Source organism: Corynebacterium sp. HMSC034B08 (genome assembly GCF_001835805.1).
Classification (GTDB): Bacteria; Actinomycetota; Actinomycetes; order Mycobacteriales; family Mycobacteriaceae; genus Corynebacterium; species Corynebacterium coyleae.
In genome coordinates, this window is record NZ_KV825964.1 from 97,356 (window position 1) to 112,928 (window position 15,573).

At 60.2% G+C, this 15,573-nt stretch carries 16 protein-coding genes; 9 read left to right on the plus strand and 7 right to left on the minus strand.

Annotation, left to right across the window (positions count from 1 at the left end; all coding sequences use genetic code 11):
* Positions 1-186 precede the first annotated feature (186 nt).
* From acnA to HMPREF2656_RS06875, 3 genes are all read left to right on the plus strand, one after another.
* Complete coding sequence (gene acnA / locus HMPREF2656_RS06865; RefSeq protein ID WP_208856595.1) at positions 187-2,964, plus strand: aconitate hydratase AcnA; 2,778 nt, start codon at positions 187-189, stop codon at positions 2,962-2,964.
* A 143-nt stretch (positions 2,965-3,107) separates the two neighbouring features.
* Positions 3,108-3,674 carry a TetR/AcrR family transcriptional regulator gene (locus HMPREF2656_RS06870; protein WP_070423150.1) on the plus strand — a complete coding sequence of 189 codons (567 nt, stop codon included), beginning with the start codon at positions 3,108-3,110 and terminating at the stop codon, positions 3,672-3,674.
* A 24-nt stretch (positions 3,675-3,698) separates the two neighbouring features.
* The gene (locus HMPREF2656_RS06875) at positions 3,699-4,439 is read left to right on the plus strand and encodes a glutamine amidotransferase-related protein (protein WP_070816200.1); all 741 of its coding nucleotides are present in this window, start codon (positions 3,699-3,701) and stop codon (positions 4,437-4,439) included.
* Here HMPREF2656_RS06875 and HMPREF2656_RS06880 read toward each other — a convergent pair.
* Entirely contained in the window at positions 4,436-5,092 is a 657-nt protein-coding gene (locus tag HMPREF2656_RS06880) for an NAD(P)H-binding protein (protein WP_070615040.1), read from the minus strand. The genes HMPREF2656_RS06875 and HMPREF2656_RS06880 overlap by 4 nt on opposite strands.
* 41 nt (positions 5,093-5,133) lie before the next feature.
* Between HMPREF2656_RS06880 and HMPREF2656_RS06885 the strand changes: the two genes are divergently transcribed.
* The 4 genes from HMPREF2656_RS06885 to HMPREF2656_RS06900 are packed head-to-tail and all read left to right on the plus strand — an operon-like array spanning position 5,134 to position 8,122.
* Positions 5,134-5,403, plus strand: a complete 270-nt coding sequence (locus HMPREF2656_RS06885) for an ACT domain-containing protein (protein ID WP_070423148.1) — start codon at positions 5,134-5,136, stop codon at positions 5,401-5,403.
* A 9-nt stretch (positions 5,404-5,412) separates the two neighbouring features.
* Positions 5,413-6,777 (plus strand): PFL family protein, encoded by a 1,365-nt coding sequence (locus HMPREF2656_RS06890; protein WP_083319475.1) that lies wholly within the window; start codon positions 5,413-5,415, stop codon positions 6,775-6,777.
* 54 nt (positions 6,778-6,831) lie between these two features.
* Complete coding sequence (locus HMPREF2656_RS06895; RefSeq protein ID WP_070816201.1) at positions 6,832-7,521, plus strand: MerR family transcriptional regulator; 690 nt, start codon at positions 6,832-6,834, stop codon at positions 7,519-7,521.
* On the plus strand, positions 7,514-8,122 hold the full coding sequence (locus HMPREF2656_RS06900; protein WP_070816377.1) for a hypothetical protein: 609 nt from the start codon (positions 7,514-7,516) through the stop codon (positions 8,120-8,122). Before HMPREF2656_RS06895 ends, HMPREF2656_RS06900 begins: the two co-directional genes overlap by 8 nt.
* On the opposite strand, the gene HMPREF2656_RS06905 is transcribed toward HMPREF2656_RS06900, so the two are convergent.
* Positions 8,103-8,348 carry a PLDc N-terminal domain-containing protein gene (locus HMPREF2656_RS06905; protein ID WP_083284808.1) on the minus strand — a complete coding sequence of 82 codons (246 nt, stop codon included), beginning with the start codon at positions 8,346-8,348 and terminating at the stop codon, positions 8,103-8,105. The two genes, HMPREF2656_RS06900 and HMPREF2656_RS06905, sit on opposite strands and share 20 nt — an antisense overlap.
* A 182-nt stretch (positions 8,349-8,530) precedes the next feature.
* Here HMPREF2656_RS06905 and HMPREF2656_RS06910 point away from each other — a divergent pair, with 182 nt between their 5' ends.
* Both HMPREF2656_RS06910 and HMPREF2656_RS06915 read left to right on the plus strand, forming a co-directional pair.
* Positions 8,531-9,397 carry a hypothetical protein gene (locus HMPREF2656_RS06910; RefSeq protein ID WP_070615036.1) on the plus strand — a complete coding sequence of 289 codons (867 nt, stop codon included), beginning with the start codon at positions 8,531-8,533 and terminating at the stop codon, positions 9,395-9,397.
* 33 nt (positions 9,398-9,430) lie between these two features.
* A complete protein-coding gene (locus HMPREF2656_RS06915) occupies positions 9,431-10,969 on the plus strand; it encodes an HNH endonuclease signature motif containing protein (RefSeq protein ID WP_070816202.1) in 1,539 nt (512 codons plus the stop codon).
* Positions 10,970-11,040: 71 nt separating this feature from the next.
* Here HMPREF2656_RS06915 and HMPREF2656_RS06920 read toward each other — a convergent pair whose 3' ends face one another.
* The 5 genes from HMPREF2656_RS06920 to sufC all read right to left on the minus strand — a co-directional run bounded on the left by HMPREF2656_RS06920 (position 11,041) and on the right by sufC (position 15,562).
* Complete coding sequence (locus tag HMPREF2656_RS06920) at positions 11,041-12,669, minus strand: ABC-F family ATP-binding cassette domain-containing protein (protein WP_070484812.1); 1,629 nt, start codon at positions 12,667-12,669, stop codon at positions 11,041-11,043.
* Positions 12,670-12,751: 82 nt separating this feature from the next.
* Positions 12,752-13,126 carry a metal-sulfur cluster assembly factor gene (locus HMPREF2656_RS06925; protein ID WP_083292061.1) on the minus strand — a complete coding sequence of 125 codons (375 nt, stop codon included), beginning with the start codon at positions 13,124-13,126 and terminating at the stop codon, positions 12,752-12,754.
* 2 nt (positions 13,127-13,128) lie between these two features.
* Positions 13,129-13,578: a Fe-S cluster assembly sulfur transfer protein SufU gene (gene sufU, locus HMPREF2656_RS06930; RefSeq protein WP_070484813.1), complete on the minus strand. Its 450-nt coding sequence runs from the start codon at positions 13,576-13,578 to the stop codon at positions 13,129-13,131.
* Positions 13,575-14,807 carry a cysteine desulfurase gene (locus tag HMPREF2656_RS06935; protein ID WP_070816203.1) on the minus strand — a complete coding sequence of 411 codons (1,233 nt, stop codon included), beginning with the start codon at positions 14,805-14,807 and terminating at the stop codon, positions 13,575-13,577. Before HMPREF2656_RS06935 ends, sufU begins: the two co-directional genes overlap by 4 nt.
* Entirely contained in the window at positions 14,807-15,562 is a 756-nt protein-coding gene (sufC, locus tag HMPREF2656_RS06940; protein ID WP_070451435.1) for a Fe-S cluster assembly ATPase SufC, read from the minus strand. The genes HMPREF2656_RS06935 and sufC overlap by 1 nt, the downstream gene beginning before the upstream one ends.
* Positions 15,563-15,573 lie beyond the last annotated feature (11 nt).

A 15,573-nucleotide genomic window follows, 5' to 3' on the forward strand; every position in this document is an offset into this window, starting at 1 on the left:
TCCTTCATGCCAAACTGCTGGGCCGATTCTAATCTGAGTGATTTTGCTGTAGTCGATAAGCAAAATATGAAAACATAACGAACGTACTGTTATCATCAGTACGGATCTATGGCGGGTCGCTTAGTATGGGACTTGACCATAGGGTCATCATCCCTGTTTTGATTACGACGAGGAATGGAGCTCACCGTGGCAGAAAGCAAGAATTCCTTCGGTGCCAAGAAGACGCTCGAGGTTGGCGGTAAGTCTTACGACTACTTCGCTCTCGATGCTGTTGAAGGCATGGAGAAACTCCCCTACTCCCTTAAGGTGTTGGGCGAGAACCTCCTGCGCACCGAGGACGGCAAGAACGTCACCGAAGACCACATCAAGGCCATTGCAAACTGGGACCCGTCGGCAGAGCCGAGCGTTGAGATCCAGTTCACCCCAGCACGTGTGCTGATGCAGGACTTCACGGGCGTGCCGTGTGTCGTCGACCTTGCCACCATGCGTGAGGCCGTATCGTCGCTCGGCGGCAACCCGGATCAGGTCAACCCCCTGAACCCGGCAGAGATGGTTATTGACCACTCTGTGATCATCGAGGCCTTTGGTTCCACCGACGCCATCGAGAAGAACGTAGAGATTGAGTACCAGCGCAACGAGGAGCGCTACCAGTTCCTGCGCTGGGGTGCAGAGAACTTCTCTAACTTCCGCGTTGTCCCACCGGGAACCGGCATCGTCCACCAGGTCAACATCGAGTACCTCTCCCGCGTTGTCTTTGACAACGACGGCGTTGCATACCCGGACACCTGCATTGGTACCGACTCCCACACCACCATGGAAAACGGCCTGGGCATCCTTGGCTGGGGCGTCGGCGGTATCGAGGCTGAGGCAGCGATGCTTGGCCAGCCGGTCTCCATGCTCATCCCGCGCGTTGTCGGCTTCAAGCTCACCGGCGAGATTCCGACCGGCGTGACCGCAACCGACGTGGTGCTGACCATCACCGAGATGCTGCGTGAGCACGGCGTGGTCCAGAAGTTCGTCGAGTTCTACGGCAACGGTGTCAAGCAGATCCCGCTGGCAAACCGCGCCACCATCGGCAACATGTCCCCAGAGTTCGGCTCCACCTGTGCGATCTTCCCGATCGACGAGGAGACCATCAACTACCTGCACCTGACCGGTCGTAACCAGGAGGACATCGACCGCGTCGAGGCATACGCCAAGGCACAGGGCATGTGGCTTGAGCAGGACGCTGCGGAAGCTGAGTACTCCGAGTACCTCGAGCTCGACCTCTCCACCGTCAAGCCGTCTATCGCTGGCCCGAAGCGCCCGCAGGACCGGATCCTGCTCGCGGAGTCCAAGGAGACCTTCCGCAAGCAGCTGCCGGACTACAACACCGCTGGCGAGGGCACGTCCGAGCCGGTTCGTGCAGCAAAGGTCGACAGCGTCTCCTACAACGAGTCTTGGCCGGCAAACGGCGAGTCCGCTGCTGTGGGTGCTGAGGGCCGCGCTTCCAAGCCGGTCATCGTCGAGTCCCCGCAGGGTGGCGAGTACACCCTCGACCACGGCTTCGTCGCAATTGCTGCAGTCACCTCCTGCACCAACACCTCCAACCCGTCCGTCATGGTTGGCGCTGCCCTGCTCGCACGCAAGGCTGCTGAGAAGGGCCTGAAGGCTAAGCCGTGGGTCAAGACCATCATGGCTCCGGGCTCCCAGGTTGTCGACGGCTACTACGAGCGCGCAGACCTCTGGAAGGACCTCGAGGCTGTTGGCTTCTACCTGTCCGGCTTCGGCTGCGCATCCTGCATCGGCAACTCTGGCCCGCTGCCGGCTGAGGTCTCCGAGGCTGTCAACGAGTTTGACCTCACCGCAACCGCAGTGCTTTCCGGCAACCGCAACTTCGAGGGTCGTATCTCCCCGGACGTGAAGATGAACTACCTCGCGTCCCCGCTCTTGGTCATCGCTTACGCCATCGCCGGCACGATGGACTTCGACTTCGAAACCCAGCCGCTCGGCCAGGACGCAGACGGCAACGACGTCTTCCTCAAGGACGTCTGGCCGTCCACCGAGGAGATCGAAGAGACCATCGCTGGCACCATCTCCCGTGAGATGTACGAGGCTGACTACGCCGACGTCTTCAAGGGCGACGCACAGTGGCAGGGTCTCGACATCCCGACCGGCAAGACCTTCGAGTGGAACGAAGACTCCACCTACATCCGCAAGGCACCGTACTTTGACGGCATGCCGGAGGAGCCGGAGGATGTCAAGGACATCGAGGGTGCTCGCGTTCTGGCGAAGCTGGGCGACTCGGTCACCACGGACCACATCTCCCCTGCTTCCTCCATTAAGCCGGGCACCCCGGCTGCGAACTACCTCGATTCCCACGGTGTTGAGCGCCAGGACTACAACTCCTTCGGCTCCCGTCGTGGCAACCACGAGGTCATGGTTCGCGGTACCTTCGCAAACATCCGTCTGCGCAACCAGCTGGTTGATGAGCAGGGTGGATTCACCCGCGACTTCACCCAGGAGGGTGCACCGCAGGCATACATCTACGATGCTGCGATGAACTACGCCGAGAAGAACATTCCGCTCGTCGTCCTTGCTGGTAAGGAATACGGCACCGGTTCTTCCCGTGACTGGGCTGCTAAGGGCACCAACCTGCTTGGTGTGAAGGCAGTTATCGCCGAGTCCTTTGAGCGCATCCACCGTTCCAACCTGATCGGTATGGGTGTTCTGCCGCTGCAGTTCCCGGAGGGCCAGTCCCACGAGTCCCTCGGCCTCGACGGCACCGAGACCTTCACCCTGTCCGGTATCACCGACTTCAACAAGGGTGACATCCCGGCAACGGTTCACGTCAAGGCTGAGAAGGACGGCGCTGACGCTGTCGAGTTCGACGCTGTTGTCCGCGTGGACACCCCAGGTGAGGCTGAGTACTACCGCCACGGCGGCATTCTGCAGTACGTGCTTCGCCAGATGGTCAAGAGCTAGTCAGCTCTCCTGACGCCATCGCCGCGAAGGGGCCACCGCACTACGCGGGGCCCCTTCCGCATTTTTACCCCCTAATCCTTTGTTTCCGCACTCCGCTAGTCTTCGACCACTTTTGACCTAGAACTACGCCAAGGAGCACTGACATGCCTATCGTGAGCGAGGCCGAGCTCGCACGCCGCCGTAGCGAGATTATCGATACCGCACGCAAATGCTTCGCCCATTACGGCTACGAGGGCGCCACTGTTGCAAGGCTCGAGGAAGCCACCGGTAAAACCCGAGGCGCGATCTTCCATCACTTCGGCGACAAGGAATCACTGTTCCTTGCTATTGCGAAAGCGGACGCGGAGCGCCAGGCACAAGTGGTCAGTGAGCAGGGTTTGGTTGAGGTCATGCGTGGGATGCTCCACGACACTGAAGCAAACGATTGGTTCACCACCCGTGCGGAAATCCTGCGGAGACTGCGAACTGACCCGAAGTTCGAAGCACGCTGGCGGGAACATCAAGAGGTGCTCGACCAGGCGGTGCGCACGCGCTTGGAATCGAACAAGCATATGCGCGACGACGTCCCCGTGGAGGTAGTGCAGACCTACCTGGAGACTGTTCTCGAAGGGTTTATCACCAAACTCGCTGCCGGTGAGCCTGTGGAACGCCTCGAATCGATGCTTGACATCGTGGAGCAAGCCGTTCGGCACCCAATGAATCAGGACTAGACCGAGCGGTATAGAGTAGCCGGCATGGCTAAGCTCCTTTTCCTTTCACTTCGCAACGGCGAGATCGGCCCAGATGTCGCGCACGCCGAGTATCACGACACGCTGCGCGCAACTGGCCTGAGCGAATTGGATATGGAGCTTCGCATCATCAATTCGCCTGACGCTGAATTAGGCCCGCTCGACACGGTCAGCGGGATTATCGTCGGCGGATGCTCGCTGAACGTCACCAATGAAGAACGTGGTGCCTGGCACCTGCATATCGACGACGTGCTATCCACCGTGGTTACATCTGGCAAGCCTGTCTTTTTCGTCTGCTTCGGCATCTCCTGGCTCGTCGACCACCTCGGCGGCACCGTTGGGCGCACCTCGCCTGAGCCTTCTGGACCTACCATCGTTGACGTGACAGCCGAAGGAGAACTTGACCCCGTAGTCAGTGGCTCCGGCACGTTTACCGCGCTGACGGGACATACAGAGAACCCTGTAGAGTTGCCCAATTCGTTGACCGTACTCGCTACAGGTCCCTCCTGCCCAGTGCAGATGGTGCGTTACGACGACCACGTGTGGGCCACACAGTTTCACGCCGAAATGGACGCCGACGCCATGCGTACACGTATGGATTTCTTCCACGACTACGGCTACTTCCCTGCCGAGGAGTACGCCCGCATCGTCGCAGATCTGCCCAATCACGACGTCAGCCGGGCAAACCTGCTTCTTCGCAACTTCGCCCGGCTGTGCCGCGAGGACTACTTTTCCCTCGACATTTAAAGTCCTGCGACTGACCCGCTGCCACCCTCAAAGTCCAGCGGGTTACGTGCAAACGGCTCGCCACGGCCAACCGATTCGACGATCACATCTGCTACGAGCTCTCGAGGGGTTTCGGATTCGGTGCCACGTGGTTCGTCGAGAAGCGCGATGCCCTCTGCTGGGTCATCGGTCAGCAGCGTTGGGCCGACGATCTGGTGTGGCAGGCTCGAATCAAGCAGGCGCCGATCAACGGCCTTCTTCGACTCAACGTAGGCGTACCACGAACCGCCATCATCCTCAGTGGAGGCCTCGGTGGCACCTGCATAGGACACCATGACGAGAAATGGGGCGAACTCGTCTAGCTCTTCGAGCGCGTCGATCATCGTCATCGCAGCGTCGCGATCCACCGCCCAGCTCCGCTCCGCAGAACCCCCACCTGCGCCCGCAGACCAGACAACCACATCGAATGGTGTAAGGAGGCGTGCCCATCCCTCCTGGTCGAGAGTGGTGAGATCGCGAACGATGACGGTGGCGCCATCGTCGACAAGCTGCTTGGCGTGGTCAGGATTCCGGACAAGAGCACTAACGTTATGGCCATTGCCCACTAGTTTGGGCACAGTGAAGCGCGAGACGTTTCCACCCGCACCGAGAACAAGTACATGCTGAGTTTTCATAAATGCGACCTTAACGCACATTTCCCGCCTATACTTTTCGCATGCATGCAATTATTACAACCACAGGTAAGGATCGCCCGGGCGTGATTGCAGCGGTATCGAAAACCGCAGCCGACCAGGGCCTTAACATCGTAGATGTATCGCAAACCATCATGGATGACTTCTTCACCATGATCATGCGCGTCGAGCTCCCCGAAGGAAATGTTGACATGGGTGTCCTCCAGGACGCCTTCGACGCCTGCGGCAAGCCGCTCGGCATGGTAGTCCGGATCCAATCTGAAGCACTCTTCAGCGCTATCAACGACATCTAAGGGACGACCGTGAAACTCGAGTTTTCTGACGCACGATTCCTCGACGTCATCCGGATGATCGAGGACTATCGTCTGGACATCCGCACCGTAACCATGGGTATCTCGCTCATCGGCTGCACCCGCGCCACGATGGAAGCGACCGCGCAGGCGGTATACGACCGCGTCACCGAGCGTGCACGCGACCTCGTACCCGTCTGCGAGGGCATCGAACGCGAGCTTGGCATCCCAATTGTGAACAAGCGCATCTCAGTCTCCCCGGTCGCACTCGTCGCTGCAGGTGTCGAGGGCAACCCTGTTGAGATCGCTCGTGCACTTGATCGCGCAGCGGCCGAACTTGGTGTGAACTTTGTCGGTGGCTACTCGGCGCTCGTAGAAAAGGGCGGCACGCGTGCCGACAAGAACCTGATCTACTCCATCCCGGAAGCTCTGGCGGAGACCAACAACGTCTGCAGCTCCGTCAACATCGCATCCTCGCGCGCCGGCATCAACATGAACGCCGTGGCCAAGATGGGCGAGATTGTGAAGGAAGCGGCGGAACTGACCAAGGACCGCTCCTCCATCGCCTGTGCGAAGCTCGTCGTCTTCGCCAACGCGGTCGGCGACAACCCGTTCATGGCCGGCGCATTCCACGGCATCGAAGAGCCAGACACCGTCATCTCTGTCGGCGTGTCGGGCCCAGGTGTCGTTGACAATGCGATCGCTCCGCTCAAGGGCGCGACGCTCAACGAAGTCGCCGAGGAGATCAAGAAGGCCGCGTTCAAGATCACCCGTGCGGGCCAGCTCGTCGGCACTCTTGCTGCTGAGCGCCTCGGCGTCCCGTTTGGCATCGTCGACCTCTCGCTTGCACCGACCGCCGAAATGGGCGACTCCGTCGCACACGTCCTCGAACGCATGGGGCTCGACCAGGTGGGCACCCACGGCACAACCGCAGCGCTAGCCTTGCTTAACGACGCCGTGAAGAAGGGCGGCATGATGGCATGCTCCCGCGTCGGTGGCCTGTCAGGCTCGTTCATCCCGGTCTCCGAGGACAAAGGCATGATCGACGCCGTAAACTCCGGTGCGATCTCCATGGACAAACTCGAGGCAATGACCTCCATCTGCTCCGTCGGCTTCGACATGATCGCAATCCCAGGCGACACTTCTGCCGAACTCATCGCCGGCATGATTGCCGACGAAGCGGCAATCGGTGTCATGAACCATAAGACCACCGCAGCACGCCTGATCCCCGTGCCGGGCACCAAGCCTGGCGACGAAGTCAACTTCGGCGGCCTCCTCGGCTACGCACCGGTCATTCCGGTAAACAAGGTGGGCAACGACGAATTCATCCACCGTGGCGGATTCATCCCCGCACCGGTGCACGGGTTTAGGAACTAATTAGTTCCTCCGACTTCTTGACCCTGACACAGTGTCAGGGTTGAGAATGGTCGTGTGAAGATTTCAGAAGTCGCTGCAGTCGCAGGCTGCTCCGTGCGGGCCGTGCGTCACCTGCATACGAGTGGCGCAGTTCCCGAACCTGCTCGGACCAGTGGTAACTACCGTAACTATTCCGTATCCGATCTCGCGGCGGTCCTTCGCGCCAGAGCACTTATCGACGCCGGCGTTCCGGTATCTGAAGTCCAGAGCCCGAAGGCCGTAGAGCAATCGCTGGTCCTTCTCGACGAGCGCATTGCACAGCTCCAGCGCCAGAAACGGCGCCTTCTCGCTCTGTCTATATCGCCACATGGGACCCCGGACGACATCCGTTTTTCGCTCGGCTCCTTAATCGATGATTCGTCACTTTTGCGGATCGAACTGGATTCATGGGATCTCATGGCCCTTACCGGCGTTGCTACGCCGGACACTTGGGAGCAGCTCCGGAAGAATCTTCAAGATCCCAGCTGTCTCGCCGCAGCTCGAAAGGCTGCGGACCTCTGGCTAAAACTCGGTGAATTGCGGCCTGGAGACCCTTCCGTCGAAGTAATCGTCGATAGGCTGCGCCCGCTGGCGCAAGCCGGACTGATGCGAGACATTTTCCCCACCCTCAGCCCCGGAGACGTGCCACTTGCGTCGTCGGATGTACCTACGAAGGGCGCACAGGGATTAGTGCTTCAAGTGCTGGCAGGTGATCCCCTTGCGTAGCTTCCTCCGCTTGTTCCGAAAACACCCCGGCTTCCGCCTGGCCAAGTATGAACTCGGTCTATACCGAGATCTCTTGCGTTGGATCCGCCGGGAGACACTCATCCCCGAAGAGGCTACGGCGCTGCCCCATCAACCTGGTCGATTGCAATTGCTTGGGATGGTCACAGCGGTGCTTGCCGTCGAGGCAGTCGTTGTCCACCTTGTACTGCCTGCAGGGGCCCTTCGTATTGCCGCGTTGCTGGTGTCGCTGTGGGCAGTGGTGTACGTGTGGGGCTTGATCGCCGCGGAGCGAATTCGTCCTAGCTATTACGACGAGAACGTCTTCGTTTTCAGGCGCGGCCGGACACTCTTCGCGGAATTCCCAACGGCTTCGGTGCAAAGCATGTCGGACGAACCTTCTTACTCATCGGCGGTCGAGATCGTCGACGGAGTGCTTACTCTGGGCGGTCCTGCTGGAACAGACACACTCATGCGCCTGAGCGAAGAGGTACGGGCCTACCCCGACCGCTATCCCTGGCAGCGGCCCGACCCCCAAAACATCAGCAAGATCCGCTTTTACCGCGGATCCTCTGCCGTGGGACCTAGCGCTTCTTCCCAATGATGAAGTAGCCGACCCAGCCCAACGTGTTCACCGCACCGATAATCGGAGTCCACAGCCACTTCGGGCCACGAATCCTCTTGGAATTGGTCCGAGCGAGGTCGCGAAGCGCAAAGGCTTTGCCTGCTGTATCGATTGTGGCCAGGACGCCAGCGATTGTCTTCTGATCCGAGGACAAGCTGTTCCATGCGTCCTTGATGGTGTCGATGAACTCATTGCTAATTGCCATGGAGGTGAGTGTAGCCGGTCAGGTGGATCGTCGATAAGTGTACTGCCCTTATCCCATCCATTTTGGATATTGCGTTTATTTAGAGGTTAATGCACAATATAATGAGCAAACACTTGTGCGAATTGCTTTTAGTTGATTACGGTCGCTGGTAACACAATTTCCATACCCCAAGGAGCGCAATAATGTTCCCAGAACCGCTGCTACATGTCATAACCGAACGCAATGAATGCGAGCCTGTCGGCGCAACATTTCATCTTCACGGGGATGGATTCGCATTCATACTCGAATCTATTTACGCATATCGGATCGACGCAAAAAATCCGACACGGGGACTCGGCGACATCGCAAATCTTCTCGGCCAACTTCCAGAGCCTTTATCCACACAATATGTGGACACGCCTTACCTCGATGAGCTCTGCGAAAAATACCTAATCCTCGACTACGCCCGGCGCGAAGTGACGCTCAGGATCGACAATTATAAGCCGGACCGTTGCACGTTTGACCATGAGAACGTTAAGCCACTTTACGAATTGGCTCGTGCTCACAACACGGACATGTATATGCAGCCGCCGCCACTTCTTGAACGCAAAGTCATACGCGTTATCTCAAAGCGCAACGGCGAGTACTGCTCTGGCCTGGATATCCTGCTTCCGACCGATGGGAACAGGATCCTGACCAATCTGCTTTCACTCCGGGATGATGGATCCGTTACTGCGGAGATTTTGGCGCAAACCCTATTCCACTGGGAGCCACCACACGTCCAGATTCGCCCATTCCAAGATGCATTGCTTGGCGACGAATACGAGAACGAAGTGAAACCACACTTCCCGAGCGACCATCCCTTCCTCACCATTGATTCGCCGGAAAATTCATTGCGCCTGAGCGATAGCTCCGGCCGGTTGATCATGGTGGTCGATGTCAACGAAGACTCGATGAACCGCATACATGAACGGCTGATACAACCACGCCGAGAATCCATCGCATCTAGCTTTCTTGCCGCTGTGCCCTGGACCGACTCCATCCCTACATCTGTTAAAGGTCCGTTCTAACACTGATTCCGATTGCGAGAAAGGAGAGAAACCATGTCAACGGATCTTTCGCGCCACGTCGACACCATCTCCCATGCCCTTTTCGCAATCAAGGACCTCTTTCACGACCCGGCAACGTTGCACTTCGACGACATCCACGAAGAAATGGAACGCTTTGAGGCAGCCTTCAACGTCAAGGCAAGCCTCGACGCCTTTTTCGCCTTCCTCTGCGAACGCGACGAAGCTGGCCGCACCGTCGGCGCGAAACATCCGACCCAGTATTTGCAGAAGAAGCTTGGTCTTGACCCCAAGGAAGCCTACGACCGCCTCGCCCGTGGCCGCGACTACTACGGCGAGCCCGACTGCGAGCAGACCACACAGGACACTGCTGATGGAGACCTCTTCGACTCCGATGCTGAATCCATAGTCGACGATGCCGCACACGCGGCGGCGAAAGCAGCTGCACAGCAAGCGGCACGCGAACAGGCGCGCCGCGAGCAGGAAACGGCACGCCGAAACGCCGAGCGCGTTAACGCCGAGAAACAGCGCGTGATCCGCCTCGAACTGGATCGCCTCGTTGAGGCTGCTAAAGGTGCTCGTGCTCGCCTCCAGGCTAAGGCGCTCGAGGAGGCTCCGCGCCGTACCGTCAAAGACCTCCGCGCAACCGTACGACGCTGGGTCGAAGAAGCCAACCGCGAACACCTCGACCCGGCGAATCCGAACGCAGGGATGGAAAAGCGCGGACTCCATATCGGGCCGCAGCGTGCCGACGGCACCCACAAGATCACCATCGACGCGACCACCAGCGACACCGCATTGTTCAAGGCACTCACCGACAAGGGGCTAGCGCCAAACTCAAACATGCCGAAGGATGTCGACGACTACCGATCCCCAGCACAACGGGCCTACGACCAGTTCGCAAAAATGCTGAAGCACTACGACACGTGCCAGAAGCCAACGGGTGGCGGCTGCGCATCTGTCGTCGTCTCCGTGACGCTCGACGAGATCGCCGATGCCTCCCCAACCACAAGGTTTCAAACCAATACCGGCATCGACCTCACCGCGTTCGACCTCGTCCGCCTCGGCATGGACGGTACCGCTGACTTCATCCTGACCGTTGATGGCGCCACCGCACTGCCGTTGAACCTCTACCGCACAAACCGCCTTGCATCACTGGCGCAGAGGATCACACTGCTCGCGGTGCAGGGCGTATGTGCCTGGACGGGGTGCACCGCCCCGCTGACCCAGGCCGAGATCCACCACATCACCTCGTGGCTTCAGGGCGGCGACACCAACATCGACAACCTCGCGGCCCTCTGTAGAACCCATCACCGGTGCAACAACGACTTCAAAGACCACAGAAATAACACGAGTCACATCGAACGGGACCACGCAGCTGGTCGTGCCGGCGTGAAGCAACCCGGGTCCACCGAAATCAGGTTCAATCATGCCGATGCTGCGGAAAACTCAGCCGTCAATCGGATCCGTAAACGAAACCACCGACTGAACACAGCCACAGCGAAACCACCACCGCGCGAGCCTGCCGAGCCGCCATCATGGGCTAAACACCAATCCCCTTACCCGCCGTTTTAGGCTGCCACCGGAAACTCGCCTGCCTCGAACGTTGGTGGGCGCTAGCCTGCCCAAGCCCCAATGGCGAATTGCTAAGCCAGCTCGACGATCTCCATGTACTCGTCGCTCCACATATCTTCATCGCCCTCCGGCATGATGATGACCCGCTCTGGCTCGAGCGCCCGCACCGCACCCGGATCGTGGGTGACCAGCACCACCGCTCCCGTGTACGTCTTCAGCGCATCGAGGACCTGTTCGCGGGATTGTGGGTCGAGGTTGTTGGTGGGCTCGTCGAGAAGCAACACGTTCGCACGCGAGGAAACCAGCGTCGCCAGCGCTAGGCGAGTCTTCTCGCCACCAGAAAGGGTGCCCGCCGGCTGATCGAGCTTGTCGCCGGAGAACATGAAGGCACCAAGCAGCCCACGCAGGTCCTGTTGGCCAGCGTCGGGGCAAGCCTCGATCGTGTTTTCCCACACCGACTTGGAGCCGTCGATCGTGTCGTGCTCCTGGGCAAAGTAGCCAATCTTGAGGCCATGGCCGGAGACGACGCCACCCTCCCCGTCGGTGCGCTCCACCCCGGCGAGCAGCTTGAGCAAAGTAGTCTTGCCCGCACCATTCGTGCCGAGAACGACCACCCGGGATCCCTTGTCCACCGCAAGATCGACGCCCGCGAAGACTTCGAGCGAGCCGTACATCTTTGTCAACCCCTTGCCGAAGAGCGGGGTCTTGCCGCACGGCGCCGGCTCAGGGAACGAGATGGAGGCGACCTTGTCGGCGACGCGGACCTCGTCGAGCTCCCCCATCATGCGCTCGGCACGCGCCAGCATCTGCTTCGCCGCGGCCGCCTTAGTGGCTTTCGCGCCGAGCTTGGCGGCCTGCTTCTGCAGGGCCGAGGCCTTCTTCTCCGCGTTGGCGCGCTCGCGGCGCCGCCGGGCCTCGTCGAGGGCGCGTGCGTCCTTGTACTTGGAAAAGCCCATGTTGTACACGTCGGCCTCCGCGCGGACGGCGTCGAGGAACCAGACCTTGTTGCAGACGGCGTCGAGAAGCTCAACGTCGTGCGAGATCATGATCAACCCGCCCTCGTGCTTGGACAGGAAGTTACGCAGCCAGGTGATGGAGTCGGCGTCGAGGTGGTTGGTGGGCTCGTCGAGGAGCAGCGTCGTCTTCGACTTACCCGATCCCTGCCGGGAGGCAAACAAGATTTGGGCCAGTTCGACGCGGCGACGCTGGCCACCCGAAAGCGTCTTGAGCTTCTGATCAAGCACCCGCGCCGGCAGCCCCAAATTGTCACAGATCTGCGCCGCCTCAGCGTTGGCCTCGTAACCGCCAAGGGCCTGGTAGCGCTCCTCCAGGCGAGAGAACTTCGCAATCGCCTTGTCACGCTCCGCCCCGTCGGTCTCCTCCATGATCTTCTGCTGCTTCGCCATGGAGCGTTGAATCTGATCAAGCCCACGGGCGGAGAGCACACGGTCGCGGGCGGTCTGCTCGATGTCGCCTTCCTTGGAATCCTGCGGGAGGTAGCCGATCTCGCCAGCCCGAGTCACCGAGCCACCGTAGGGTTCGGTCTCCCCCGCCAGGATGCGCATCGTCGTCGTTTTGCCGGCGCCGTTGCGGCCGACTAGGCCGATGCGATCGCCGGGTTGGACGCGAAGGTGCTGGCCTGGTGCGTCGAGAAGCGTGCGTGCCCCGACGCGGACCTCGAGATCATTCGTAACAATCACGGGGCACCACTCTATCAACCACCCCTAAACGAAAATTCCCCGCCACAGTCAATCCGTGACGGGGAAAGATCAAGATAGATGTCTAGACAGCGAAGCCAAGCGCACGCAGCTGCTCGCGGCCCTCTTCCGTGATGAACTGCGGGCCCCACGGCGGCATCCATACCCAGTTGAGTTCGAGCTCGTCGACCGCGGTGTTCGACACCACCGCATTGGTGGCCTGCTCCTCGATCACGTCGGTGAGCGGGCACGCCGGCGAGGTGAGCGTCATGTTGAGCACCGCGACGGTTGTGCCCTCGCGCTCCTCGATCCACAGGTCGTAGACCAGGCCGAGGTCAACAACGTTGATACCCAGCTCCGGGTCGATGACGTCGTGGAGGTACTCCTCTACTTCACCGACCAACTTGAGTTGCTCTTCGGTTTGCTGTGGTCGCTCGGACTGCTTGTTCGATTCGGTCACAGTTACTCCTTTTCTTCCAATGCATCCGACGTTGCCGCCTGGAATGCCTTCCAGCCGAGCAGCGCGCACTTGACGCGAGCCGGAAACTTCGACACACCCGAGAAGGCGACGCCGTCGCCGATCATTTCCGCGTCGCCTTCGAGGGTGCCGCGGGAGGTGATCATCTCGTCGAAAGCTTCGAGCTTCTTCATTGCTTCAGCAACCGGCAGCCCGATGACCTCCTCAGCCATCACGGAGGTCGAAGCCTGCGAGATGGAACACCCAACTGCTTCATAGGAAACGTCCTCGACGGTGGAGCCGTCTTCGGACAGGTGAACACGCAGCGTCAGTTCGTCGCCACAGGACGGGTTGACGTGGTGCACCTCCGCCTCATAAGGCTCGCGGAGCCCGGCGTGCTGCGGGTTTTTGTAGTGGTCCAGGATGACTTCCTGGTACATGGATTCGAGGTTCATCGTGCGAAAAACTCCTTCGCCTTGGCAATAGAGGCCACCAGGGTGTCTACCTCGTCGAGAGTGTTGTACAGGTAGAAGCTGGCCCGCGAGGTCGACTGCAGGTCGAGGCCCCGGTGGGCCGGCCACGCACAGTGGTGGCCGGTGCGGATCGCAACACCTTCAGCATCGAGCACCTGGCCCAAGTCATGCGGGTGGACGCCGTCGACAGTGAACGAGATCGCGCCACCGCGATTCTCCGCCGTCAGCGGGCCAGCGATGCGCAGCCCGTCGATCGCCTGCATCTGCTCCAGGGCGTACGCGGTGAGCTCATGCTCGTGGGCTTGGATCTCGTCCATTCCGATCTCGGTGAGGAAACGCACTGCCTCGCCGAGCCCGACGACCTGCGAGGTCATTTGGGTCCCCGCCTCGAAGCGCTGCGGGGCGGGCGCAAAGGTGGATTCTTCCATGCGCACGACCTCGATCATGGAGCCACCGGTCAAGAAGGGCGGCAGTTCGTTGAGGTGCTTGGAGTACACCGCACCCACACCACTGGGGCCGCACATCTTGTGCCCGGAGAAGGCAGCAAAGTCTACGTCAAGGGCATGGAAATCCACGGGCATGTGGGGCACCGATTGGCAGGCGTCGAGCACAGTCAGTGCCCCGACAGCCTTGGCGCGGCGCACCATCTCATCGACGTCTGCAACCGCACCGGTGACGTTCGACTGGTGGGTAAAGGCGATGACCTTGACGGAGTCGTCGAGCTCGAGCGAGTCAAGGTCGATGCGTCCGTCCGGGGTCATCTTGTACCACTTCAACGTCGCGCCTGTGCGACGGGCGAGCTCCTGCCATGGCACCAAGTTTGCGTGGTGTTCGAGCTCGGTGATCACGATCGTGTCCTCGGGCCCGACCGCGAGCGAGCCCGCCCGCGAGTCGCCTAAGACGTACGCAACCAAATTCAGGGCTTCGGTGGCGTTTTTGGTGAACGCGATCTCGTCGTTACGCGCGCCTACGAACGCCGCGATCGCCTCTCGCGCCGATTCGTATGCATCGGTCGCCTCCTCTGCGAGAAGGTATGAACCGCGGTGCACGGGGGCGTTGCAGCCGAGTACGAAATCACGCTCGGCGTCCCATACCCGCTGCGGGCGTTGCGACGTCGCCCCCGAATCCAGGTACACCAACGGCTTTCCGCTGCGCACGGTGCGCCCCAGGATCGGGAACTCTTGCCGGATTGCAGTTACGTCGAGCGTCATTAGATGAACTTCTCGTAGCCTTCGGCCTCGAGCTGATCAGCGAGGGAAGCATCGCCGGTCTTGACGATCTTGCCGTCCGCGAAGACGTGGATGAAGTCCGGCTTGACGTAGTTCAGGATGCGCTTGTAGTGCGTAATCATGAGCACTCCACCACCGGTTTCGTCCTGGTAGCGGTTGATGCCCTCGGAGACGATGCGAAGCGCGTCGACGTCGAGGCCGGAGTCGGTCTCATCCATGACGGCGAACTTCGGCTTCATCAGGGAAAGCTGCATGACCTCGTGGCGCTTCTTCTCGCCACCGGAGAAGCCTTCGTTGACGGAACGCTCGGAGAAGGAAGCATCCATCTGGAGTGCCTCGCGGGCGGCGTTGAGCTCGGAAACCCACTCGCGCAGCTTCGGAGCCTCACCGCGCACTGCGGTGACAGCGGAGCGCATGAAGTTCGAGGAGGACACGCCTGGTACCTCGACCGGGTACTGCATGGCAAGGAAGAGGCCTGCGCGTGCGCGCTCGTCGATATCCATCTCCAGGATGTTCTCGCCGTCGAGGAGAACCTCGCCTTCGGTTACCTCGTACTTCGGGTGGCCGGCCAAGGTGTAGGCAAGGGTGGACTTGCCAGAGCCGTTGGGGCCCATGATGGCGTGGGTTTCGCCGCCCTTAATGGTCAGGTTGACGCCCTTGAGGATCGGCGTCGGCTCCTGGCCTTCCTCGGACGGAAGGACGTTGGCGTGCAGGTTCTTAATTTCGAGGGTGGACATAGAAGCTCCTT